The following is a 22,223-nucleotide window of genomic DNA, read 5'->3' on the forward strand; positions in this document are numbered from 1 at the left end:
CCGGCTGGGCCGGGTCAGCCGGGCAGGAAGCCCAGACCTGCCCCGACGACGGCGCACACGAGCCCGAGGAGCGCGATCCGGCGCGAGCCGCGATAGGGCTCCTCGAGCGACCAGTGCGTGGGGTGGCGGGCCTGGTAGAAGATCGTGACGTCCTCGCCCGGCGGCAGCGGTGGAGGGGCTGGTGTCCGGTGGCGCCGTCGTCGTGAGCCGCTGGACCACAGGGCTTCGACGATGCGGAACCGGTGGTCGTGCCAGCGCAGGTAGGGGTGCCCCTCGTGGCTGAACGTGATGGCCTGCGTCCTGGTCCAGGAGCCGTACACGAGCCGGACGACGAGGGCGGCGACGAGCAGCACCAGCCCCAGCACCGTGAGGGTGGAACTGACGATCTCGATCAGCATGATCGGGGTCTGTCCGGACGGCGGCGCATCGCGTCAGGACCACCGCCGCGTGCGGTGCTTGGTCCCGAAGAGCCCGCGCGCCAGTTCCTTGCCGATGACACCGGCGGCCTTCAGCGCCAGGTCGGTCATGTCGTTCCCGACGGGGCTGCGGCGACCGGTCGGCCCGCCGGCACCCTGGGCGTCGCCCTGAGCGGGCCCCCCGCGTGCCTCCCTCGGTCGGGACGGGACACCGAGGATGTCCTCCTCGATGCGGAGTGCCTCCGCGTCGCGCGCCTCACGCGAGGCGCCCGGGGCCGGACGCTCGGGCGGCGGTGCTGCTGCAGCCCGGGATGCGGGGCGCACGGCCAGCTTCTCGAACGCGGAGTGGCTGTCGATCGACTCTCGGTACCGGGCCAGGAGCGGGGAGGCAGCGACGACGGCGGGGACGGTGCCCTCGGGCGCCGGTCCCATGACCGATTCGGGGGAGCGCAGGCGCGTCCAGGCGACCGGGGTCGGGGAGCCCCGCTCGTTCATGACCGTGACGACGGCCTCCCCGATGCCGGCCGAGGTCAGCACCTCCTCGAGGTCGTAGGGGCTCACGGGGAACGTGGAGACGGTGGCGCGAAGGGCTTTGGCGTCGTCGGGCGTGAACGCGCGCTGTGCGTGCTGGATCCGGTTGGCCAACTGGCCGAGGACGTCCCCCGGGATGTCCTTCGGCGTCTGGGTGACGAAGAAGATGCCGACGCCCTTCGATCGGATGAGCCGCACCGTGGCCTGGATGGCTTCCCGGAAGGCCTTCGAGGATCCGGCGAACAGCAGGTGCGCCTCGTCGAGGAAGAACACGAGGCGGGGCTTGTCGACGTCGCCCACCTCGGGGAGCTCGGCGAACAGGTCCGCGAGCAGCCACATGAGGAAGGTGGAGAAGAGGCGCGGCTTCTGCTGGACGGTGACGAGCTCCAGTGCCGTGATGACGCCCCGGCCGTCCGGAGCGGTCCTGAGCAGATCGGCGGTGTCGAACTCGGGCTCTCCGAAGAACGCCCCCATGCCCTGGGCCTCGAGGGTCACCAGCTCCCGGAGGATCACGCCGGCCGTCGCCTTCGACAGTCCGCCGAGCGATTCCAGGTCGTCCCTGCCGTCCTCCGACGTGAGGAAGCGGATGACGGCGCGCAGGTCCGCCAGGTCGTACAGCTCCAGCCCGTTCCTGTCGGCGTAGTGGAACACCAGCTGGAGGCTTGATTCCTGCGTCTCGTTGAGGTCCATGACACGGCTGAGGAGCAGGGGTCCGAAGGCGGAGATGGTGGCCCGGACGGGGACGCCGTCGCCGTCGCCGCCGAGGGAGAGGAACTCGACGGGGAAGGCCCTCGGTGTCCAGTCCTGGCCGACGCTCGTCGTGCGCTTCGCCAGCCGGTCGGACGCCGTCCCCGGGGCGGAGAGGCCGGTGAGGTCCCCCTTGATGTCGGACAGGAAGACGGGGACGCCCTGCGCGGAGAGCTGCTCGGCGAACACCTGCAGCGTGACCGTCTTGCCGGTCCCGGTGGCACCGGCGATGAGGCCGTGCCGGTTCATCATCGCGAGGGGGAGACGGACCTGCGCATCGGCGTGGAGGGTGCCGTCGACGAGGGCAGCCCCGAGGTGCAGCGTCGGCCCTTCGAAGAGGTAGCCGGCGCTGATGTCGGCGACCTGGGCGGCACCGTCGTGTTCGACCATAGGGCCAGACTACACAGCAGGACCGGCACCCTCGTGGGCGCCGGTCCTGTCCGTCCGTGCGCCCCTGCGGGCGCCGGTGCAGGTCCTGTCAGCCTGCGGCGTGCTTGCCGCCGGCCGCGGTCGCGCCCCCGGTCCGGCCGGCGTCGACCGTCCCGGTGTTCCCGCCACCGGATGTCCCGTTGCCGCCTCCGAAACCGCTGGAGTCCGCCCGCCCGTCGGCCTGCTGGGCGGACGCGATCTCCTCGGCGCGCTCCTCGGCTGCCTCGCGGGTCAGCTCGGCGCCGGCCTCGGCGTCACGCGTCAGGTTCTCCCCGGACTCGGCGTCGAAGAGGTGGAGCTTCCGGGTGTCCACCCAGAGCTCCGACTCGCGCCCGCCCCGGATCCGGCTCGAGGCGTCGAGGGTGACGACCACCTGCGGGCGCAGCTCGTCGGCGTCCATGTCGCGCGCGAGACTGTTGAGCAGGTCGCGCATCTCGGGCGCCGGATCGAAGTTGATGTACCCGTACTGCTCGTTGCCGAGCCATTCGGTGTGCGTCAGGGTTGCCGCGAAGGTCGAGCCGTGAGGCTTTTTGGTGTCCTCCACCAGCTTCGCGTCCTCGAAGAACTCGGGCCGGACGCCCACGAGGACGACCTTCTTGCCGGCCGCCTTCTGGGCCTTTTCCTGAGGGATCTCGAGGTCCCCGATAGCGGTCTTGAGGGTGGTGCCTTCGAGGGTCGCCGGCAGGAAGTTCATGGACGGCGAGCCGATGAAGCCGGCGACGAACAGGTTCCGTGGCTGCTCGTACAGCTCGCGCGGCGACGCGATCTGCTGCAGTTCGCCCTTCTTCAGGACGGCCACGCGGTCACCCAAAGTCATGGCCTCGGTCTGGTCGTGCGTGACGTAGACCGACGTGACACCGAGGCGCCGCTGCATCTGCGAGATCTCCGACCGCATCTGGCCGCGGAGCTTGGCGTCGAGGTTGGACAGCGGCTCGTCGAAGAGGAACGCGTCCGCCTGCCGCACGATCGCACGGCCCATCGCGACGCGCTGCCTCTGGCCGCCGGAGAGGTTCGCCGGCTTGCGCTGCAGGTGGTCGGTGAGTTCCAGGGTCGCCGCGGCCTCCGTGACGAGTTTGTCCACCTGCTCCTCCGAGTGCTTGCTCTTCGCCAGGCGCAGGGGGAACGCGATATTCTCGTACACCGTCAGGTGCGGGTACAGGGCGTAGTTCTGGAACACCATCGCCAGGTTACGGTCGCGCGGCGCCTTGTCGTTCACGCGTTGCCCATCGATCAGGAGGTCGCCCTCCGTGATGTCCTCGAGGCCCACGATCATGCGCAGCAGCGTGGACTTCCCGCAGCCGGACGGACCGACGAGGATGATGAACTCGCCGTCCGCGATGTCGATACTGATGTCGTTGACGGCGGGGAACCCGTCGCCGTATTTCTTGACCAGGTGGTTGAGGGTGATTGAAGCCATGGTGCGAATCCTTTACTTGAACCGGGGGCGTTAGCCCTTGACGGCGCCCGAGGTCAGGCCTGAGACAATCTGGCGTTGGAACAGCAGGACCAGGAGGACGACCGGGATCGTGACGATGATCGCCGCCGCCGAGATGGCCCCCGTGGGGGCCTCGAACTGCGAGGCCCCGGTGAAGAAGGCGAGCGCCGCAGGGACCGGGCGGGCCGCTTCGGTCGAGGTGAGCGAGATGCCGTACACGAAGTCGTTCCACGCGATGAAGAACGCGATGATCGCCGTCGTGAAGACGCCAGGTGCTGCCAGCGGCACGATGGCCTTGCGGAACGCCTGCCACGTGGTCGCCCCGTCCACCTGCGCTGCCTGCTCCAGCTCCCACGGGATCTGCCGGAAGAAGGCTGCGAGAGTCCAGATGGAGATGGGCAGGGTGAGCGAGAGGTACGGGATGATCAGGCCGAGCCACGTGTCGTAGAGGCCGATGGTGCGCCACAGGTTGAACAGCGGGGTGACGATCGAGATCACGGGGAAGATCGACACTGCCAGTGCCGTGGTGAGGATGACCTTCTTGCCGGGGAAGTCCAGGCGGGCGATCGCATAGGCGCACAGCGTCGCCAGGATGACTGCGATGAACGTCGCGATCAGGGCGATGCCGATGGAGTTGCGCAGCGACGAGAGGAACAGGCCCTGGGCGTCACCGACCAGGATCTGCTCGTAGTTGCTCGTCGTGGCCGTACCCGACGAGGGGAGGAACTTGCCGCTGGTGAGGTCACTCGGTGCCTTGAAGGACGTTGCGAGGATCGAGGCCACGGGGAACAGTGCGTAGAACATCACGAGGACCGTGATGACTGCCCAGAGGACCTTGTGCCTGGTGCTGTTGTTCGTCATGACTTTCCTCCTGTCGATCCGGCGAGATCGACCTTGAACAGCTTGATCGCCACGAAGCAGATCAGCAGGACGCACAGGAACAGGAGGACGGAGACCGCGGAGCCGAGCCCGATCTCCAGCCTGCTGATGGATTGCCGGTAGGCGAGCAGTGACAGCACTTCCGTGCCGTAGGCGCCGTTGGTCATGATGAACACGTTGTCGAAGATGCGGAACGCATCAAGGGCACGGAAGAGCACGGCGACCATGATCGCCGCCTTCATGTTGGGGAGGATGACCTTGCGCATCTGCTCCCACCACGTGGCGCCGTCGACCTTCGCCGCTTCGGCCAGCTCGTCCGGGACCTGCGCGAGACCGGCGAGGAGGAGCAGGGAGATGAAGGGCGTGGTCTTCCAGATCTCGGACGCCATGATGACGAAGAGGGAGGTCCCGGTCTGCGCGAACCAGTTGGTGGTCTCATCGATGCCGGGCACCCAGCTGAACCAGTTGTTCACGTACCCGGAGTTGATGTCGAAGGCGTAGAACCAGGCGAAGGCCGAGACGACGGTGATGATGCCGTACGGCACGAGGATCGCGGTGCGGAGGATCCCGCGGACGGATTTGAGCGCCTTGTGCATCACGAGAGCGAGGGCGAAACCGAGGACGAGTTCGACGACCACCGTGACCACGGTGATGAACACCGTGGTCCGCAGGGCCGTCCACCAGATCGGGTCCGAGAGGATCACGAGGTAGTTCTCGAAGCCGATGAACGTCCGCTCGTCCGGGGCCGTGAGGCGGAACTGGAAGAGCGAATCGTAGATGGCCAGCAGGATCGGGTACAGCGTGACAGCCAGCATCACGAGGAACGCGGGCCCGGCGAGTATCCAGCCCAGCCGTCGTTCCGCTCGTGCCCGGTCGCTGTACTGTATGCGCGGCTTCTTGCCGTTGCGGTTGCCGTTGCCGACGTCCACACGCGGGCCGGATTCGGTCGTGGACGCCGTCGTTGTCTTCGCTGGGATGGCGGAGGTCACAGGAGTTGCTCCCCTCTGAGGACCAGGGTGATGAAGTCGTCCGACTCCTTCGGGGTGACGTCGGGATCGACGTCGGCGGGCGGCGTCCAGGTCTGCTGGATGCCGGTGGAGATTTCGTTGTAGAACGGTGTCTGCGGGCGCGGCGCCGCGATCTGCAGGGAGTCCCTGATCGTGTTCGCCATGGGGAAGGTCTCCGCGATCCGCGGGTCGTTGTAGGCCTCCGTGTTCGACGGCGGGTTGCCGTTGGTCACGAAGTACTCCGCCTGGTTCTCCACCGAGACGATGCACTGGATCGCCTCGTACGCCAGCTCCGGATTGTCGCTCTCGGCGCCGACGCCCAGGTCGATGCCGCCCAGCGGCGGAGCGGTTTCCTGATCCGGCGTCATCTGCGGGTAGAGGCCCCAGCCGATGTCGTCCAGGACCGACTGGTCCAGGGTGCCCGCCTCGACGGCTGCGTTGGTGGCGGGCCAGACGAACGGGTAGTTGACCATGAAGGACCCGGAATCGCCCTGGAAGGCGATGAGTGAATCGTTCTCGGTCTGCGTAGGGAGGCCGGGACCGCCGAGGCCGTCCTTGCCGATCGTGGAGACCACGTCGGCCGCGGCGACGCCGGCGGGGGAGTCGATGTCGAGTTCGACCGTGTCGGCGGTCGCCTCCGGGTCGACGATGATGGATCCGCCTGCGGATTCGATGAGCGCGTTGACCCACACCGTCATCGATTCCGCCCGCGCGCCCTGTACCCCGAGGGTCTTGTCCTGCGTCCGGGCGGCCTCCATGATCTGCTCCCAGGTGACCGGCTTCGACATGTCCAGACCGGCGGCCTCTGCGACCGATTTCCGGTACCACAGGATCTGCGTGTTGGCCCAGAAGGGGATGGTAACGAGCTCGTCCTTCCAGGTGGCTCCGGTCAGGGCGCCTTCGACGACGTTCTCGGTGGTGGCCGCGGCCACATCGTCGGGGACCGGAGCGAGGAAGCCCGGTTCCGCGAGCTCAGCGATGAACGGCGGATCGAGGCTCATGATGTCGAGCGACGAATCGCCCGCTGCGAGGCGACGCGCGAGCTGTTCGCGCTGCGACGCGGCGTCGCTCGGGAGGAGCGAGGTCTCGATGCTGTAGCGCCCCTCGGACTCGGCGGTGCACTTCTCGGCGATCGCGGCCTGACCCCCGGCGTCGGGGTTGATGTACCAGGTCAGACTGTTGTCGGCCTGAGCGGGGCCGCACCCGCTCATGGCCATCGTGCCGATCACCAGGCCCGCCAGCACGGCGGCCTTCGGACGGCTCTTCACGATATTGCGCGTTCTTCGACTAGTCGGCATTCGTACCGAGCCTCCACATCTTCGTAGACAACCCGGCTGACGGTTCAATCGAATCGACAGCCTAAGCAAGCTTGCTTTTCGACCCTAAGCCCTGCGGGCAGGATGCGCTAGGCAGCATGCTTGGTGTTACGCGATCGTAGGCTACGGCCCGGGTGGCACGGCCGGACGTGGTAGTACGGTGGCGGCTCAGGCGGAGACGGTGGTGTGCTCCACGGCGAACGGCGGTCGCCGGAGACCCTCGGTGACCGCCTCGGCAGGATCGGTGCCCAATTCGACGATCCGGTTGTCCGCATCCACGTGGACGACCGTGGGAGTGAACGCGCGCGCCTCCTCTGTGGTCATCTGCGCGTAGGCGATCAGGATGACCAGATCGCCTCGCTGGACGAGGTGCGCTGCGGCGCCGTTGATGCCGATCACCCCGGATCCCCGGACGCCGGCGATGGTGTACGTCTCGAGTCGGGCTCCGTTCGTGATGTCGACGATCGACACGAGCTCACCGGGCAGGATGTCCGCGGCTTCGAGCAGGTCGAGGTCTACGGTGACCGAGCCGACATAGTGCAGATCGGCATGCGTGACCGTGGCGCGGTGGATCTTCGAGGCGAACATTGTGCGATTCATCGCCTCAAGGATACTGCCGATCCGGCCGGGCGAGGGCGGAGCGGAGGGTGTCCTGGGCCACACGCGGCGGGCCGCGAGGGCCCAGCCGGGGGAAGAAGAGAGCGGGCGACGGGAATCGAACCCGCGTATCGAGCTTGGGAAGCTAGCGCTCTACCATTGAGCTACGCCCGCACGGCAGTTGAAACCGCTCTATCACCCTACAACAGTTCTTCCGGGGTGCCATGCCCACCCCCGGCGGGACCGTCGGTGCCGGCTGCGGGGCCCTCGCGCACGACCGGCTCCGGTCGGCTCGGTGCGGCCGCGCGGGCGCGCTCGATCAGCTCCCGCCACGGCTCCGCGAGCCGGCTCTCGGGGACCGAGACCTGGGTGTAGCCGACGGTGATGCGGTAGGTGAACCGGTCCCGCGAGGCGTCCGGCGCCGGCGGTCCGGCGTCCGGCACGGCCTTCCCGGGAAGGCCTCCTGCTTCGGCTCCGGCTCCCGCCCCGGCTCCCGCTCCGGCTCCGGTTCCCGCTCCCGCTCCGGCTCCTGCTCCCGCTCCTGCTCCTGCTCCCGCCTCCGCCTCCGCGAGCGGCAGCCAGCGCTGCTCGGCCTCCGCCCGGCTGACCTCGAGGCTCCACGTCCGCGTGAGCCCGCCGATGCCCCCGGAGCGGGTGATCTCGACCCTCACGGCAGGACGCCTACCGCGGACCACGCGTCCGCGACCGCGCCTGCCTCCCGGCTGGCGGCCCCGAAACGCGTCCGGGCGGCCTCCGTCGTGGCGGCCGCGAACGTCGGGAAGTCGCAGTCCTGCGGGATGCTGCCGCTGAGGACGGCGTCGTACCAGACCCGCCCGACGCCCTGCCAGGCCCGGCCGCCCACCGCGGTGGCCGCCAGGTAGAACGCATGATTGGGAATGCCCGAATTGATGTGCACCCCGCCGTTGTCCGACGTCGTCTCGACGTAGTCCGCCATGGTCGCGGGCTGGGGATCCCTGCCGAGCACGTCGTCGTCGTACGCCGTCCCCGGCGCCCTGAGCGACCGCAGGGCGACGCCCTGCACCGCCGCCGTGAAGATGCCCGCGCCCACGAGCCAGGACGCCGCCGCGGCATCCTGCCCGAGTTCCCGCTGTTCCACGAGCACCCCGAAGACGTCCGAGAGCGATTCGTTCAACGCACCGGACTGGCCCTGGTACTCGAGGTTCGTGGAGTACTGCGTGAACCCGTGGGCGAGTTCGTGGCTGATGACCGTGAGGGACGCCGTGAAGCGGCCGAAGATCTCGCCGTCGCCATCGCCGAAGACCATGCGCTCGCCGTCCCAGAAGGCGTTGTCGTAGCCGGTCCCGTAATGCACCGTCGCGTCGAGGGTCTTGCCGGCACCGTCGATCGACGAACGCCCGTACTCCTCGCTGAACAGGCGGTAGGTGGACCCCAGTCCGTCGTAGGCCTCGTCGGCGGCCGGATCACCCGTCGCAGCGGCTCCCTCGCCCCGCACGAGGGACCCGGGGAGCTCCTCCCGGCCGCCGGCGTCGTAGATACGGCGTGTCAGCGTTCCGACGGCGGCCCGTCGGCGCACCGGCGCCCGCAACGCCTCCGTACGGGCATGCCACAGCGGATCCAGTTCCCGCAGGGCCCGGCGTGCTGCCTCGGCCGCGACGGCGTGCCGGGCGTCCCGCAGCGCGGCGAGACGCGTGAGGAGGTGCGGCGGGACGATGCTGCAGGGGGTGCGCTGCGGGTTTCGGTGCAGGATACGCGGCATGGGAGACTCCTTCGGCTGGTCACCAAGGTAGACCGACGGACCGACATTCCTGCCGCACCCCGCGGCACGTAGGCTTGGCCGCATGAGCGTGGAGCGGAACACCCGCGACCTGGAGCAGGGCATCGAACGGGACTTCTCGGACAAGATGAGCTACGGCTCGTATCTCGAGCTGGACAGGCTGCTCGACGCGCAGCACCCCGTGAGCTCGCCGGAGCACCACGACGAGATGCTGTTCATCATCCAGCACCAGACCTCCGAGCTGTGGCTGAAGCTCGTGCTCCACGAACTCCGTGCCGTCCGCCTGCACCTGCGGGCCGACGATCTGCGCGCCGCGATGAAGGGCATCGCCCGGATCAAGCACATCCAGCGCTCACTGACCGAGCAGTGGTCCGTCCTGGCGACCCTCACACCGTCCGAGTACGCGGAGTTCCGCGGCGACCTCGGGTCCTCGAGCGGCTTCCAGTCCTACCAGTACCGGGCCGTCGAGTTCCTGCTCGGCAACAAGAACGCCGCCATGATCGAGGTGTTCGACGCCGACCCGGCGGCGCGTTCCCTGCTCTCGGAGCTCCTCACGACGACCAGTGTGTACGACGAGTTCATCGCCCTCCTGGCCCGGCGGGGCTATGCCGTGCCCGAGGAGCTGCTCAGCCGCGATGTCAGCCTCGCCCACGAATTCACCCCCGCGCTCGTCGCGGTCTACAAGCAGGTCTACGAGGATGCCGCGGGTCACTGGGACGTCTACGAGGCATGCGAGGAGCTCGTCGACCTCGAGGACAACTTCCAGCTGTGGCGTTTCCGCCACCTCAAGACCGTCGCGCGGACCATCGGGTTCAAGGCGGGGACGGGCGGCTCCTCCGGTGTCGGCTTCCTCCAGCGCGCCCTCGAGCTCACCTTCTTCCCCGAACTCTTCGCCGTGCGCACGGAGATCGGGCGGTGACCCGAACCGCGGGACCACGCTCGCCGGACTGGTAACGTTGGACGGTGCTGATCTCCGACCGCGACATCCGAGCAGAACTGGCAGCCCAGCGGATCGTCCTCGACCCGCTCGATCCCGCGATGGTGCAGCCCTCCAGCGTCGACGTCCGCATCGACCGCTACTTCCGGCTCTTCGACAACCACAAGTACGCGCACATCGACCCCGCCGAGGACCAGCCGGAGCTCACGCGCCTGGTCGAGGTGGCGCCGGACGAGCCGTTCATCCTGCACCCCGGCGAATTCGTCCTCGGCTCCACCTACGAGACGGTCACGCTGCCCGACGACATCGCAGCGCGCCTCGAGGGCAAGTCCTCGCTGGGCCGCCTCGGGTTGCTCACCCACTCGACCGCAGGGTTCATCGATCCCGGCTTCTCCGGCCATGTGACCCTCGAGCTGTCCAACATGGCCACCCTGCCGATCAAGCTGTGGCCGGGCTCCAAGATCGGCCAGCTGTGCTTCTTCAAGCTGACGTCCCCCGCCGAGCACCCGTACGGCACCGGCGAGTACGGGAACCGCTACCAGGGCCAGCGGGGCCCGACGGCGTCGCGCAGCCACCTGAACTTCCACCGCACCAGCATCTGACCCGCACCCGGAGGCTCGGCCCGCCGCCCCGATGGCGGCTCAGGCCTCCGGGACGACGGCGCGCGTCACCTGTGCCGGCGGCCTGACCGGGAGCAGGAGGAGGAGCCCCGCGAGGAGGACCACGAGGATGCCGACCACCCCGTAGAGCTGCGAGCCGAAGATGCCGATGCACAGGGCGAAGAGTGCGGGCGCCAGGAAGCTGACGGCCCGGCCCGTCGTGGCATAGAGGCCGAACAGCTCGCCCTCGTCGCCGACCGGGGCGAGGCGCGCGAGATAGCCGCGGGACGACGACTGCGCCGGGCCGACGAAGAGTGTCAGCATCAGGCCGAAGACCCAGAACGTCGTATCCGCGGTCCAGTTCATGCCGAAGAAGGAATACGATCCGGTGCCCAGGACGAGGATCGCCGTCCCCGCCACCAGCAGGCCGACCAGGGCCCCGATGATGACCCGCTTGGGTCCGATGCGATCGTCGAGGAACCCGCCGATCACGGCGCCGATCGCGGCGATGACGTTCGCCGCGATGGCGAAGACGATCACCATGCTCGTCGAGAATCCGAAGGTGCCCGCCGCCAGGATGCCACCGAAGGTGAACACCGCAGCGAGTCCGTCGCGGAAGACGGCGCTGGCCAGCAGGAAGAAGATGGTGTGCGGGCTCTGGCGATAGATGGCCTTGACCCGGCGCAGGAGCAGGCCGTACGAGGCGAGGAATGCCACCTGCGCCGCCCTGGACTTCCGGGGGACCTCCGGCACGGCGAACATCACGGGCAGGGCGAACGCCGCGAACCACAGCGCCGAGAAGACGGCCACGAGGCGGATGTTCAGTCCGTTCTCGCCGGAGGCTCCCGGCCAGTCGATGACCGGCTCGATGAAGACCACGAGGACCACCACGAGGGCGACGATGCCGCCCACGTAGCCCATGGCCCAGCCGAACCCGCTGATGCGCCCGATCGTCGCCGGCGTCGAGACCTGCGTCAGCATCGCGTTGTAGTTGACGCCTGCGAACTCGAAGAAGATGTTCGCCGCGGCGATCAGGGCGACGCCGAGGATCAGCATCCCGGGGCTGGGGAACACGAAGAAGCACAGGGCCGTCAGGACGGCGACGATCGCGCTGTTCACGCCGAGCCAGAGCTTGCGGCGGCCCCCGCTGTCGGACCGCTGCCCGATGACGGGTGCGAGCAGCGCGATGAGCAGCCCGGCCGCCGCGAGGCCCCACCCGAGCACCTGGGACGCACGTGCCTCGCCGCCGAACGCGTCCGACGTGAGGTACACCGTGAACACGAAGGTGGTCATCACGGCGTTGAAGGCGGCCGACCCCCAGTCCCACGACGCCCAGGCCAGGACGGGCCGGCTGAAGATACGACCGGAGCCGCGAAGGGGATCGGGAGCAGAGGCCTCCGCGGGGAGCGGCAGCGGCTCATGGGTACTCATACGGTGAATGCTAGCGCCGTATGATCCCCGTCACGCCGAGGCGCCCGCGCCCCGTCGGGGCGGATGCGCGGCGAGTAACACTGAAACGTCGAAGCAATCGCGCCGATAGACTGGCGGGGCCCGACCGGCCCCCAGTGGAAGATCGAGACCCCATGCTCACCGTGCTGCTCGCGATGTTCGCGCTGGCACTCGGGGCGCCTGTCCTGTTCTCCCGGTTCGGACGTTCGGCCTTCTTCGTCCTCGCCGCTGCGCCCGCCGCCGGCTTCGCCTGGCTCCTGGCCGAGCTCCCGCGGGTCCTGGCCTCCGACCAGGAAGCGCCCAACGGCAGTCCCGGTGCCCCGCCGTCGCTCACCATCCCCTGGATCCCCAGCCTGCAGGTCGAGCTGTCCTTCCGGCTGGATGCCCTCGCGGCGGTCCTCTGCATCCTGATCCTCGGCGTCGGGGCCCTCGTTCTGTTCTACTGCGCGCGCTACTTCAAGAACGACGATCCCGACGTCGGCGCCTTCGGCGCACAGCTCCTCGCGTTCGCCGCCGCGATGTTCGGACTGGTCACCGCCGATGACCTGATCCTCATGTTCATCTTCTGGGAACTGACCACGATCCTGTCCTACCTGCTCATCGGCTACTCGCGGCAGCGGCTCTCCGCCCGACGCTCCGCCCTGCAGGCGCTGATCGTCACGACGTTCGGCGGCCTGGCGATGCTGGTGGGCCTGGTCATCCTCGGGCACGAGGCCGGGACGTACCGCATATCCGAGATCATGGCCGACGCCGGGACCCTCGCGGCCGGCGGCCTGCTCATCGACGTCGCGATCGGCCTCGTGCTGGTGGGAGCCATCACCAAGTCGGCGCTCGTCCCCTTCCATTTCTGGCTGCCCGGGGCCATGGCCGCGCCCACGCCCGTCAGCGCCTACCTGCACGCGGCGGCGATGGTCAAGGCCGGTGTCTTCCTCGTGGCGCGGTTCGCCCCCGGGTTCGCGGAGACCACCTTCTGGTACCCCGTCGTCTTCGGGCTCGGGATGGCCACCATGCTGCTCGGCGGCTGGCGCGCGCTGCGCCAGTTCGACCTCAAGCTCGTGCTGGCCTACGGGACGGTGAGCCAGCTCGGCTTCCTGACCATGGTGGTCGGTCTCGGCGGACGCGACGGCGCCCTCGCCGGCCTCGGGCTGCTGCTGGCGCACGGGTTCTTCAAGGCCACGCTCTTCCTGGTGGTCGGCATCATCGACCACCAGTCCGGCACGCGTGACCTGCGGGTCCTGTCCGGGGTGGGTGCCACCTCGCCCGCCCTGTTCGCCGTCGCCGCCGTCGCCGCCGGGTCGATGGCCGGTGTGCCGCCCCTGCTGGGCTTCGTGGCGAAGGAATCGGTCCTCGAGGCGTTCGTCCACCGGGCGGGCGACGGCCCCGCCGGCGTCCTCCTGCTGGGCGGCATCGTCCTCGGGTCCATCCTCACCTTCGCCTACAGCGCGCGCTTCGTGTGGGGTGCCTTCGCGCTGAAGCACGGCCGGCCGCAGACCCCGTTCAAGCGGGTCCGCACGTCCTTCCTGCTGGCACCCGCCGTGCTCGCCGTCGCCTCCGTGCTGTTCGGGCTCTGGCCGGCGCCGCTGGACGCCGTCATCCAGCCGTATGTCGGACTGTTCCCGGCGGAGGGCGAGGCGCCGTATCTGGCCCTCTGGCACGGCGTCAACCTGCCGCTGCTGCTCTCGACCGTCACGATCGTGGCCGGTACCGCGCTGTACCTGCTGCGGGGGCCGTTCGAACGGCTGCAGGGGCGCCTCCCCGCGGTCCGGGAGGCGGAGGTGGTGTACCGCTCCCTGATCGGGGTCCTCGACGACGTCGCCGTGTGGATCACCGGGCGCACGCAGCGCGGCTCGCTGGCCTTCTACCTGTTCGTCATCCTGACGACCGCCGTCGTCACCCCGCTCGCCGCCCTCATCCTGTTCGACGCCCCTCTGCCCTCGGACGTCAGGATCGCGGAGTCGCCCGCGCAGGTCGTCGCGGCGCTCGTCATCATCGTGGGCATCCTCGCCGCGCTCCGGTCCACCAAGCGGTTCATGGCCGTCCTGATGGTCGGGATCACCGGGTACGGCATGGCGGCGATCTTCGCGCTGCACGGCGCTCCCGACCTCGCCCTCACCCAGATGCTCGTCGAGACGATCGTGCTGGTCGCCTTCGTCCTCGCGCTGCGCTCCCTTCCTGCCCGGCTCTGGAACCGCGCAGGGAGCCGGCACCGGGTCCTGCGGGCCGGGCTCGGGGTGGCCTTCGGCGGCACCATGGCCGTGATCGCGATGTCCTCCATGGCCTCGCGCAACGCCACGCCCATCTCCCTGGCCTACCCGCAGATGGCCTATGACGACGGCGGCGGCGCCAACGCCGTCAACGTGCTGCTCGTCGATATCCGCGCGTGGGACACCTTCGGGGAGATCACCGTGCTGGCCATCGCGGCGACAGGGATCGCGAGCCTCATCTTCATCCGGGGGCGCGGCGACAAGAGGCACAGGGCCCACGGCGTCGAGGACGGCTCGGTGGACCGGGGCCAGGAGCCGCTCGACGCGGGTGGCCGGGCCGGCGCTGCCCGGGAGCTCGCGGCGCGGTTCGCCGACGTGTCCCGCGACCCCTGGCTCGTGGCGGGCCGCACCCTCGCGCCCGAGCGCCGGTCCATCATCTTCGAGGTCATCACCCGGCTGCTCTTCCACACCATCATCGTGCTCTCCGTCTACCTGCTCATCGCCGGACACAACCTGCCGGGCGGCGGCTTCGCGGGCGGACTCACCGCAGGGCTGGCCCTGGCCATCCGGTACCTTGCGGGGGGCCGGTTCGAGCTGGCCGAAGCCAGCCCGGTCAGCGCCGGCATGCTCCTGGGGGTCGGGCTGGCGATCGTCTCCCTCACTGCGGCCGCGCCCCTGCTGTTCGGCGGCGCGGTGCTGGAGAGCTACATCCTGGAGTTCTGGTTTCCGGTCTTCGGCGACGTGAAGTTCGTGACGTCCACCATCTTCGATATCGGGGTCTACATCATCGTCGTCGGCCTGGTCCTGGATGTCCTGCGCAGCCTGGGCTCGGAGATCGACGAGCGCAGCGAAGCCGAGCAACCCGTCGAAGAGGACCCCGGGTCCGATGCGCTCGTCCCGCCCGCCGTCGAAGGAGTCCAGCCGTGACCGTCAACCTCACGCTGATCGTGCTCATGGCGGTGTTCTTCGCTGCCGGGATCTACCTGCTGCTCGAACGCAGCCTGACCCGCGTGCTGCTCGGCCTGATCCTCGTCGGCAACGGCGCGAACATCCTGATGCTCGCCATGAGCGGGGGCGGCGGGAGATCGCCGCTCTACGTCTCCGGAACGCCGGCGGAGGAGTACACGGACAGCCTGCCGCAGGCCCTCGTGCTGACGGCGATCGTCATCACGTTCGCGGTCACGGCGTTCATGCTCGGCATCATCTACCGTTCGTGGGTCCTCGGCCGCGAGGACGACGTCCAGGACGATCCCGAGGATCGCCGCGTCGCGGACCAGGGCAGCTACGACTGGGAGGACGACGCCGACGTCGTCGCGGAGACCTCGGAGTTCTCCGACGACGACGACGATGCCTCGACCGCACGGACGCGCCGGCCGGGGGACCACCTGTGATCGCCGCCGACCTGGCTCCCCTCGCCGTCGTACTGCCGTTCCTCGGAGCGGCGGTCACGTTCCTGCTCATCCGCCATTCACGGGCGCAGCGCGTCGTCAGCATCTCGACCCTCAGCGTGACCCTGATCATCGAGGTGGTGATCCTGCTCGCCGCGCCCTCCTCGGGGACGCATGCGGTCAGGCTCGGCGGGTGGGAGGCGCCGTTCGGCATCGTGCTCGTGGTGGACCAGTTCTCCGCCCTGATGCTCGTGGTGTCCTCCGCCATCAGCCTCGCGGTGCTGATCTACGCGGCCGGCCAGGGCATGGCCGACGGCGACGAGGAGGGCCCGGTCTCGATCTTCCACCCCACCTACCTGATCCTCGTCGCCGGGGTGTCCAACGCCTTCCTGACGGGCGACCTCTTCAACCTGTACGTCGGCTTCGAGATCCTGCTCACCGCGAGCTACGTCCTCATGACCCTGGGCGGCACCGCCCCGCGCATCCGGGCCGGTGTGACGTACGTCGTGGTCAGCGTGGTGTCCTCCATGCTGTTCCTGATCAGTATCGCGATGATCTACGGCGCCACCGGGACGGTCAACATGGCGGACCTCGCGGTGAAGCTGGAGACGGTGGACCCGGCGACGCAGCTGGTGCTCCATCTCATGCTGCTCGTCGCCTTCGGCATCAAGGCCGCGGTCTTCCCGCTCTCCTTCTGGCTGCCGGACTCCTATCCCACGGCACCCGCCCCGGTGACAGCCGTGTTCGCCGGCCTGCTGACCAAGGTGGGCGTCTACGCGATGGTGCGGGTCGAGACGCTGCTCTTCCCCGGCGACCGCATCAACTCCCTCCTCATGGTGGTCGCGCTGCTCACGATGGTGGTGGGCATCCTCGGGGCGCTCGCGCAATCCGACATCAAGCGGCTCCTGTCCTTCACCCTCGTCAGCCACATCGGCTACATGGTCTTCGGGCTGGCCATCTCCTCGCGGATCGGCCTCGGGGCCACGGTCTACTACGTCGCCCACCACATCACCGTGCAGACGAGCCTCTTCCTCGTCACGGGACTGATCGAGCGCCGGGGCGGGACGGCGAACGTCGACCGGCTCGGCGGACTGGCGAAGCTCTCGCCGCTGCTCGGCGTCCTCTTCTTCGTGCCCGCCATGAACCTCGCCGGCATCCCTCCGTTCTCGGGCTTCCTCGGGAAGCTCGGGCTCATCCAGGCCGGAGTGGAGCTCGGGACGCCGCTCGCCTACCTGCTGGTGGCCGGGGGAATCCTGACGAGCCTGCTGACCCTCCTGGTCATGGCACGGGTCTGGAGCCGCGCCTTCTGGCGCAGCCCCGCCGACGCGGAGGACCCGGATCCCATCCTGCTCGCGAGCAAGGCGGACGGCTCCAGCGTGGGTACCTCCCGCCACGTCACCGGGGAGGACGCCGGGCGTTTCGCCGGCAAGGATCCCGTGACGCTCCTGCCGGGAACGATGACCGGCCCGACGATCGGCCTCGTCGTGCTCGGGCTCGCCCTGACCTTCCTCGCCGGGCCGCTGTTCGCGCTCAGCGACGGCGCGGCCCAGGAGATGCTCGACCGGACCCCGTACATCGAGTCCGTCCTCGGGCCGGGGGCGGACGGATGAGCCGCCAGCGCATCCCCCTCATCACCGAGCTGCCGCTCGTCATCTGGCTCGTCCTCGTCTGGGGAGCGCTGTGGCAGGACTTCAGCCTCGGCAACCTCGTCTTCGGCGCGATCATCGCGTACGCCGTCGTGAACTTCTTCTACCTGCCGCCCGTGGAGCTGACGGGCCGGTTCAACGTGCTGTGGGTCCTCCCGTTTCTCGGGCGGTTCCTGTACCAGCTGGTGGTCGCCAGCGCCGAGGTGTTCTGGCTGGCCGTCACCCGGGGGCCGTCCCTCCGGAGCGCGGTGGTCGCCGTGAAGCTCCGCAGCCACTCGGACTTCCTCGTCACGGCCACGGGTCACGCCATCTCGCTGATCCCGGGATCCCTCGTCCTGGAGGTGGACCGCTCCACCTCGACCCTCTACCTCCACTGCCTTTACATCCGCTCCGACGAGGACGCCGAGGCCATCCGGCGGGACGTCCGCGCCACGGAGGTCTGGCTCATCCGGATCATGGGGAGCCGCAGGGACCTCGACGCACTCGGTGCAGAGGAGGCACGCCGATGACGGCCGCCGTGTATGTCGCCGGGGGAATACTCACGGTCGCGGTCCTGCTGGCCCTGTACCGGGCCGTCCGCGGGCCGTCGATCCTCGACCGCGTCCTGGCGATCGACGTCGTCCTGGCGATCGTCGGCGGCGGACTGGTCCTGAACATGGTGGTGGGCCGCCACCTCGACAATCTCCTGCTGCTCGTGACGATCTCGCTCATCGGATTCGTCGGCTCGGTCACCGTCGCCCGCTTCGTCACCGACAGGAAGTAGCGCCATGGTCAATGATGCGATCGTCTCGGTCCTGCTGATCGGCGGCGCCCTCATGTCCCTGGCAGCGGGGATCGGCCTTGCGCGCTTCCCGGATCTGCTGTCCCGCATGCACGCCGCCACCAAGCCGCAGGTGCTCGGGCTGCTGCTGTTCCTCCTCGCGCTCGCCGTGGAGTTCGAGAGCTGGGCGCTCGTCCCGCTGCTGACGCTGTGCTGGATCTTCCAGCTCCTCACCAGCCCCGTGTCGGCGCACATGGTGGGCCGGGCCGGCTACCGCACGCGGCACCTGCGGCGGGACCTGCTCACCCTCGACGAGCTCGACGACGTCGTGGCGAGAGCCGCCGAGGGCGACCCCGTGGGACCCGGCCGGGAGGCCGATAGCGGTGCGGGCCAGGAGGCCGATGGCGGTGCGGGCCGGAAGGCCGATGGCGGGACGGGGCGGGAGGCCCCCGGCGGGATCGTCTGACCGGATCGCTGCGGGCCGTGACGCCCCGGGTGCGGCGCAATCGGCCCGACAGGTGGCCGGCCCCTACCTGTCAAGCTGCTGCCGGGGGCGTGGCCACGGCGAGGCCGTCCCGCAGCGGACGGTAAGGTAGCTGATGATTACAGGGAGTGGCACGGGAGGGAGGTCCGGAGGGATGCTGCAGCGCAGTGCGGTCGTCATCGAGGACGACGCCGACATCCGCCGGTTGCTCGTCATCGTGCTGTCCGGGCGGAACTTCACCGTGCACGAGGCGGGCACGGGAGCAGAGGGGCAGCGCCTCGTCGACACGGTCCGACCGGACCTCATCACGCTGGACCTCAACCTGCCGGACGTGGACGGCCTCGACCTCTGCCCGCATCTCCGGGCCCAGTCGGACGCGCACATCCTCACGATCTCCGCGCGCCCCCCGCAGCTCACCGAGGAGCAGTGCCTGGCGGCGGGTTCCGATCAGTTCATGGCGAAGCCCTTCAGTCCCCGGGCGCTCCGTGCCTACCTCGACGATCTCCTTCCCCTCCCGGACGCCGCGTAACGCTCGGACGGCGCCGCGGCCAGGCACCGCACGTGCCTAGCGGGCCTTGACGACGGGCAGTTCCGACCACTTCGTCGTGTAGTGGGGTGAGAGCATGTCCCGCTTCATGGTCCAGTCGGACCCGGCCTTCAGCCCTGCGTGCCCGAGCCCGATCGCCGATCGCCCGAAGCGCCGGCCGACGTCCTGCAGAAGGGGTCCGGTGTCCTTGAGTGCCGGGCCCTCGGCGGGCAGCAGCGTGTCCTGGGCGCCGGCGGGCCGGAGGTCGGTGACGATGACGCCCGCGCGGATGTATGGCACGCCCTCCTCGATGAGGGGGAGGAGCGTGTCCGCGGCACGCGAGAGTTCGAGGGGATCCGCCGTGTGCGCGGGCAGCGGGACGCAGATGGTGGGGGTGCTCTTCCGGCCGGCGCTGAACGGGGACGTTGCGGCGAAGGCCGTGATCACCCGCCCCTGCAGGTGCTTCCTGGCCAGGCGCGAGGCGGCGCCCTGCGCGTAGACGCTGAGGGCCTGGTGCATCGCGTCCCGGGTACTCACCGGCGTCCCGAAGGAACGGGAGTAGAGGACCTGCTCGTTGCCGGTGGACTCGCTCCCCGTGATGCACGGGGTGCCCTGCAGTTCCAGGACGGTCCGCATCAGCACCACCGAGAAGCGCTTGCGGATGGCCACGGGGTCCGCGGCGGCGAGGTCCCAGGCCGAGTCGATCCCGATCGCGCCCAGCCTCTGCGCGTTCTTCGCACCGACGCCCCAGACGTCCGAGACCGCGAGCCGCCGGAGCAGGGAGCGCCGGTTCTCCTCGGGGACGATGCGCCAATGGCACACGCCGTCGAACTCCGGATTGCCCTTGGCCCAGCGGTTGGCGAGCTTGGCGAGGGTCTTGGTCGGGGCGATCCCGACGCAGACGGGCAGCCCGACATTGCGGCGCACGGTGGCCCGGATCTCCGTGCCGGCGCGCCGCTGCGCGTCGAGGGGACCCGAGAGGGTCAGGAAGGCCTCGTCGATGCTGTAGATCTCGAGGTTCCCGGTGTGCCGGCCGAGCAGTTCCATGACGCGGGCGCTGAGGTCGCCGTAGAGCTCGTAGTTGCTCGAGCGCACTTCCAGTCCCCACCCGCGCGCCTGCCCCGCGATCCTGAACCACGGTGTGCCCATCGTGATGCCCAGGGACTTGGCCTCCGGGCTCCGGGTGATCACGCAGCCGTCGTTGTTGGAGAGCACCACGAGGGGCCGGCCCTCGAGCGACGGGTCGAAGGCACGCTCGGCGGAGACGTAGAAGTTGTTGACGTCGACGAGCGCGATACTGCTGCCGGACTCAGACACGGTGCAGGCACCGGGTGGCGACGCCCCAGATCACCAGGGAATCGGGATCCGGGACGGCGATGGGCCGGTAGGCGGGGCTTGCCGCGACGAGTGCCACCCCCGAGGGGGCGATGCTTATCCTGCGGATGACGAGCTCGCCGTCGAGCACGGCGATGACCACGGAGCCGTCCCGCGGGCGCAGGGCGCGGTCGACGATCAGCTCGTCCCCGTCGGAGATGCCGGCGCCGTCCATCGCGTCCCCGGAGACCCTGACGATGTACGTGCTGGTGATGTCCCGGATGAGGTGGCGGTTGAGGTCGATCCGGTCCTCGAACCAGTCCTGGGCAGGGGAGGCATATCCCGACGGCATGAGCGAGCCGCCTTCGGCCGCGCCGACCGGCCGGCCCAGCGCCGCCCCGGGCACACCGGAAGCATCCATCCCCCTCCTCCTTCCAGCCGTGGTTCCGCCACCGGCTGCCCGCCGACTCGTCGTCGGCCCGTCGTCACCGTGCCGGCCTTCGAAGCCTAGACGCTGCCACCGACGCTGCCGGTCAGGCCCTGTGGCGTAAGGGGCAGCGTCCCGTGCGCTCTTCTCCGGAGCAGGTGGAGCTGTCGCAGGGCCCAGGCGAAGACGACGACGACGAGCAGATTGCGTACCGAGAGGAGAAGCGCGACGCCGGGGTTCAGCGCCTCGTGGAGCTGGGTGTAGAGAATCGGGTAGACGAGCGTCGTCAGGATGGAGATCAGGACCATCAGGGCGCCCGGGAGGGACCATGCACGGCCGTCCAGGGCGACTCCCACCGCGATCACGGCGACGAGCCAGATCATGAATTGGGGAGAACCTACCTTGTTGAAGACGATCAGGGCCCCGACGAGAGCGAGGGTGCCGGTGATGACGAGCCGGGTGCGGTCGGCCCCCTTCCTCAGCGCAGCCACCATGAGCAGGGCGATCGACGCGACGGCAAGGCACAGGAAGGTGTCCATCCAGGCGGCCAGGGGTCCCGCGAGGGAACCGCGGATCTCCATGGTGTGGATCTCGGCGTTGAACTCCACGGTCGTCGCGCCACCGAGGATCGCCTGCCACAGGCCGGGTGTTGCGAGGGGTGCCTCGAGCTGCATCCCCCGCTCGCCCTGCGTCGACAGGAAGCCGAAGACGTTCCCGATCCCTCCCCTGGACGCGGCTACCCCGACGATCACTCCTGACACCACGAGCCCTGCAAGGACAACCCGTATCCTCGCCCTGGCCGCTATGAGCAGCGCCAGCACGGCTGCTGCCGGCCAGACCTTGATCCAGGTTGCCAGGGAGAGGACGGACGACGCGAAGACCGGGTACGCGGCTGCGAAAACGAGGCCGACAACGACGAGGGGGCCCGTGACACCGTCCACGCGGGAGAAAGCGACCGGCCCGAGGACCGCAGTGAGCACCATCCAGAGATAGGCGGCCTGCCACCCGTGACGCGTGGCGCGGCTGTTCAGCAGGGCCAGCACGGCAGTCAGGTTGAGGACCAGGCACAGCAGGAACCACACGAGCATGTAGGGCTGCTGCCCCATCAGCCCGGCGACGATCATCGGGAGCATCGCACCGGCCGGGTACACCCAGGCGTCGTCGATTCCCAGCCAGATGCCCTTGCTGAAGCCGTGGAACGCCCAGTGGCGGTACAGGACCACATCGCCGTAGGTCTCGCCGGCGGTGATCGTGGGAAGCAGCAGGACGAAGGAGAGGAGGTGGACTGCCGCGAAGACCGCGAGCACGGTGGACCTCCGGGCCAACAGTGCGGTCGGGTCCGGGCGTAGCGGGGTCATGAGGAGCTTCCTGCTGAT

At 69.2% G+C, this 22,223-nt stretch carries 22 protein-coding genes and 1 tRNA gene; 9 read left to right on the forward strand and 14 right to left on the reverse strand.

Annotation, left to right across the window (positions count from 1 at the left end; genetic code table 11):
* Positions 1–14: 14 nt before the first annotated feature.
* The 10 genes from IWX63_RS04520 to IWX63_RS04565 all read right to left on the reverse strand — a co-directional run bounded on the left by IWX63_RS04520 (position 15) and on the right by IWX63_RS04565 (position 9,095).
* On the reverse strand, positions 15–398 hold the full coding sequence (locus tag IWX63_RS04520; RefSeq protein WP_199276975.1) for a DUF3592 domain-containing protein: 384 nt from the start codon (positions 396–398) through the stop codon (positions 15–17).
* 33 nt (positions 399–431) lie between these two features.
* Positions 432–2,084, reverse strand: a complete 1,653-nt coding sequence (locus IWX63_RS04525; RefSeq protein WP_199276976.1) for a helicase HerA-like domain-containing protein — start codon at positions 2,082–2,084, stop codon at positions 432–434.
* A gap of 88 nt (positions 2,085–2,172) precedes the next feature.
* Complete coding sequence (locus tag IWX63_RS04530) at positions 2,173–3,540, reverse strand: ABC transporter ATP-binding protein (RefSeq protein ID WP_199276977.1); 1,368 nt, start codon at positions 3,538–3,540, stop codon at positions 2,173–2,175.
* Positions 3,541–3,570: 30 nt separating this feature from the next.
* The gene (locus IWX63_RS04535) at positions 3,571–4,419 is read right to left on the reverse strand and encodes a carbohydrate ABC transporter permease (protein ID WP_199276978.1); all 849 of its coding nucleotides are present in this window, start codon (positions 4,417–4,419) and stop codon (positions 3,571–3,573) included.
* Entirely contained in the window at positions 4,416–5,366 is a 951-nt protein-coding gene (locus IWX63_RS04540; protein WP_334685671.1) for a carbohydrate ABC transporter permease, read from the reverse strand. The genes IWX63_RS04535 and IWX63_RS04540 overlap by 4 nt, the downstream gene beginning before the upstream one ends.
* A 56-nt stretch (positions 5,367–5,422) precedes the next feature.
* Positions 5,423–6,742, reverse strand: a complete 1,320-nt coding sequence (locus tag IWX63_RS04545; RefSeq protein ID WP_199276979.1) for an extracellular solute-binding protein — start codon at positions 6,740–6,742, stop codon at positions 5,423–5,425.
* A gap of 186 nt (positions 6,743–6,928) precedes the next feature.
* Positions 6,929–7,360 carry an aspartate 1-decarboxylase gene (panD, locus tag IWX63_RS04550; protein WP_199276980.1) on the reverse strand — a complete coding sequence of 144 codons (432 nt, stop codon included), beginning with the start codon at positions 7,358–7,360 and terminating at the stop codon, positions 6,929–6,931.
* A gap of 100 nt (positions 7,361–7,460) precedes the next feature.
* Positions 7,461–7,531, reverse strand: a tRNA-Gly gene (locus IWX63_RS04555).
* Positions 7,532–7,557: 26 nt separating this feature from the next.
* Complete coding sequence (locus IWX63_RS04560; protein WP_199276981.1) at positions 7,558–8,028, reverse strand: protealysin inhibitor emfourin; 471 nt, start codon at positions 8,026–8,028, stop codon at positions 7,558–7,560.
* Positions 8,025–9,095: a M4 family metallopeptidase gene (locus tag IWX63_RS04565; protein WP_199276982.1), complete on the reverse strand. Its 1,071-nt coding sequence runs from the start codon at positions 9,093–9,095 to the stop codon at positions 8,025–8,027. The genes IWX63_RS04560 and IWX63_RS04565 overlap by 4 nt, the downstream gene beginning before the upstream one ends.
* 82 nt (positions 9,096–9,177) lie before the next feature.
* Here IWX63_RS04565 and IWX63_RS04570 point away from each other — a divergent pair, with 82 nt between their 5' ends.
* Together IWX63_RS04570 and dcd are read left to right on the forward strand one after the other, a co-directional pair.
* On the forward strand, positions 9,178–10,032 hold the full coding sequence (locus IWX63_RS04570; RefSeq protein ID WP_199276983.1) for a tryptophan 2,3-dioxygenase: 855 nt from the start codon (positions 9,178–9,180) through the stop codon (positions 10,030–10,032).
* A 44-nt stretch (positions 10,033–10,076) separates the two neighbouring features.
* Complete coding sequence (gene dcd, locus IWX63_RS04575) at positions 10,077–10,652, forward strand: dCTP deaminase (RefSeq protein ID WP_199276984.1); 576 nt, start codon at positions 10,077–10,079, stop codon at positions 10,650–10,652.
* 39 nt (positions 10,653–10,691) lie between these two features.
* Here the strand turns inward: dcd and IWX63_RS04580 are convergent, their stop codons facing one another.
* Positions 10,692–12,080 (reverse strand): MFS transporter, encoded by a 1,389-nt coding sequence (locus tag IWX63_RS04580; protein ID WP_199276985.1) that lies wholly within the window; start codon positions 12,078–12,080, stop codon positions 10,692–10,694.
* Positions 12,081–12,232: 152 nt separating this feature from the next.
* Between IWX63_RS04580 and IWX63_RS04585 the strand changes: the two genes are divergently transcribed.
* The 7 genes from IWX63_RS04585 (at position 12,233) to IWX63_RS04615 (ending at position 19,109) form a co-directional block, all read left to right on the forward strand.
* Positions 12,233–15,229: a Na+/H+ antiporter subunit A gene (locus tag IWX63_RS04585; protein ID WP_199276986.1), complete on the forward strand. Its 2,997-nt coding sequence runs from the start codon at positions 12,233–12,235 to the stop codon at positions 15,227–15,229.
* Positions 15,226–15,693: a Na(+)/H(+) antiporter subunit C gene (locus tag IWX63_RS04590; RefSeq protein ID WP_199276987.1), complete on the forward strand. Its 468-nt coding sequence runs from the start codon at positions 15,226–15,228 to the stop codon at positions 15,691–15,693. The genes IWX63_RS04585 and IWX63_RS04590 overlap by 4 nt, the downstream gene beginning before the upstream one ends.
* The gene (locus tag IWX63_RS04595) at positions 15,690–17,300 is read left to right on the forward strand and encodes a Na+/H+ antiporter subunit D (RefSeq protein WP_199276988.1); all 1,611 of its coding nucleotides are present in this window, start codon (positions 15,690–15,692) and stop codon (positions 17,298–17,300) included. Before IWX63_RS04590 ends, IWX63_RS04595 begins: the two co-directional genes overlap by 4 nt.
* Positions 17,297–17,845 (forward strand): Na+/H+ antiporter subunit E, encoded by a 549-nt coding sequence (locus IWX63_RS04600; protein WP_199276989.1) that lies wholly within the window; start codon positions 17,297–17,299, stop codon positions 17,843–17,845. Before IWX63_RS04595 ends, IWX63_RS04600 begins: the two co-directional genes overlap by 4 nt.
* Complete coding sequence (locus IWX63_RS04605; RefSeq protein WP_199276990.1) at positions 17,842–18,099, forward strand: monovalent cation/H+ antiporter complex subunit F; 258 nt, start codon at positions 17,842–17,844, stop codon at positions 18,097–18,099. The genes IWX63_RS04600 and IWX63_RS04605 overlap by 4 nt, the downstream gene beginning before the upstream one ends.
* Positions 18,100–18,103: 4 nt before the next feature.
* Positions 18,104–18,562, forward strand: a complete 459-nt coding sequence (gene mnhG, locus IWX63_RS04610) for a monovalent cation/H(+) antiporter subunit G (protein ID WP_199276991.1) — start codon at positions 18,104–18,106, stop codon at positions 18,560–18,562.
* A 172-nt stretch (positions 18,563–18,734) separates the two neighbouring features.
* A complete protein-coding gene (locus tag IWX63_RS04615; RefSeq protein WP_199276992.1) occupies positions 18,735–19,109 on the forward strand; it encodes a response regulator transcription factor in 375 nt (124 codons plus the stop codon).
* Between the two features lie 36 nt (positions 19,110–19,145).
* Here IWX63_RS04615 and IWX63_RS04620 read toward each other — a convergent pair whose 3' ends face one another.
* The 3 genes from IWX63_RS04620 to IWX63_RS04630 all read right to left on the reverse strand — a co-directional run bounded on the left by IWX63_RS04620 (position 19,146) and on the right by IWX63_RS04630 (position 22,205).
* A complete protein-coding gene (locus IWX63_RS04620; protein WP_199276993.1) occupies positions 19,146–20,423 on the reverse strand; it encodes a Y-family DNA polymerase in 1,278 nt (425 codons plus the stop codon).
* Positions 20,416–20,772 (reverse strand): LexA family protein, encoded by a 357-nt coding sequence (locus tag IWX63_RS04625; protein WP_334685673.1) that lies wholly within the window; start codon positions 20,770–20,772, stop codon positions 20,416–20,418. Before IWX63_RS04625 ends, IWX63_RS04620 begins: the two co-directional genes overlap by 8 nt.
* A gap of 155 nt (positions 20,773–20,927) precedes the next feature.
* The gene (locus IWX63_RS04630; RefSeq protein WP_199276995.1) at positions 20,928–22,205 is read right to left on the reverse strand and encodes a glycosyltransferase 87 family protein; all 1,278 of its coding nucleotides are present in this window, start codon (positions 22,203–22,205) and stop codon (positions 20,928–20,930) included.
* Positions 22,206–22,223 lie beyond the last annotated feature (18 nt).

The organism is Arthrobacter sp. CAN_A2 (genome assembly GCF_015752045.1).
In the GTDB taxonomy this organism is placed as follows: domain Bacteria; phylum Actinomycetota; class Actinomycetes; order Actinomycetales; family Micrococcaceae; genus Arthrobacter_D.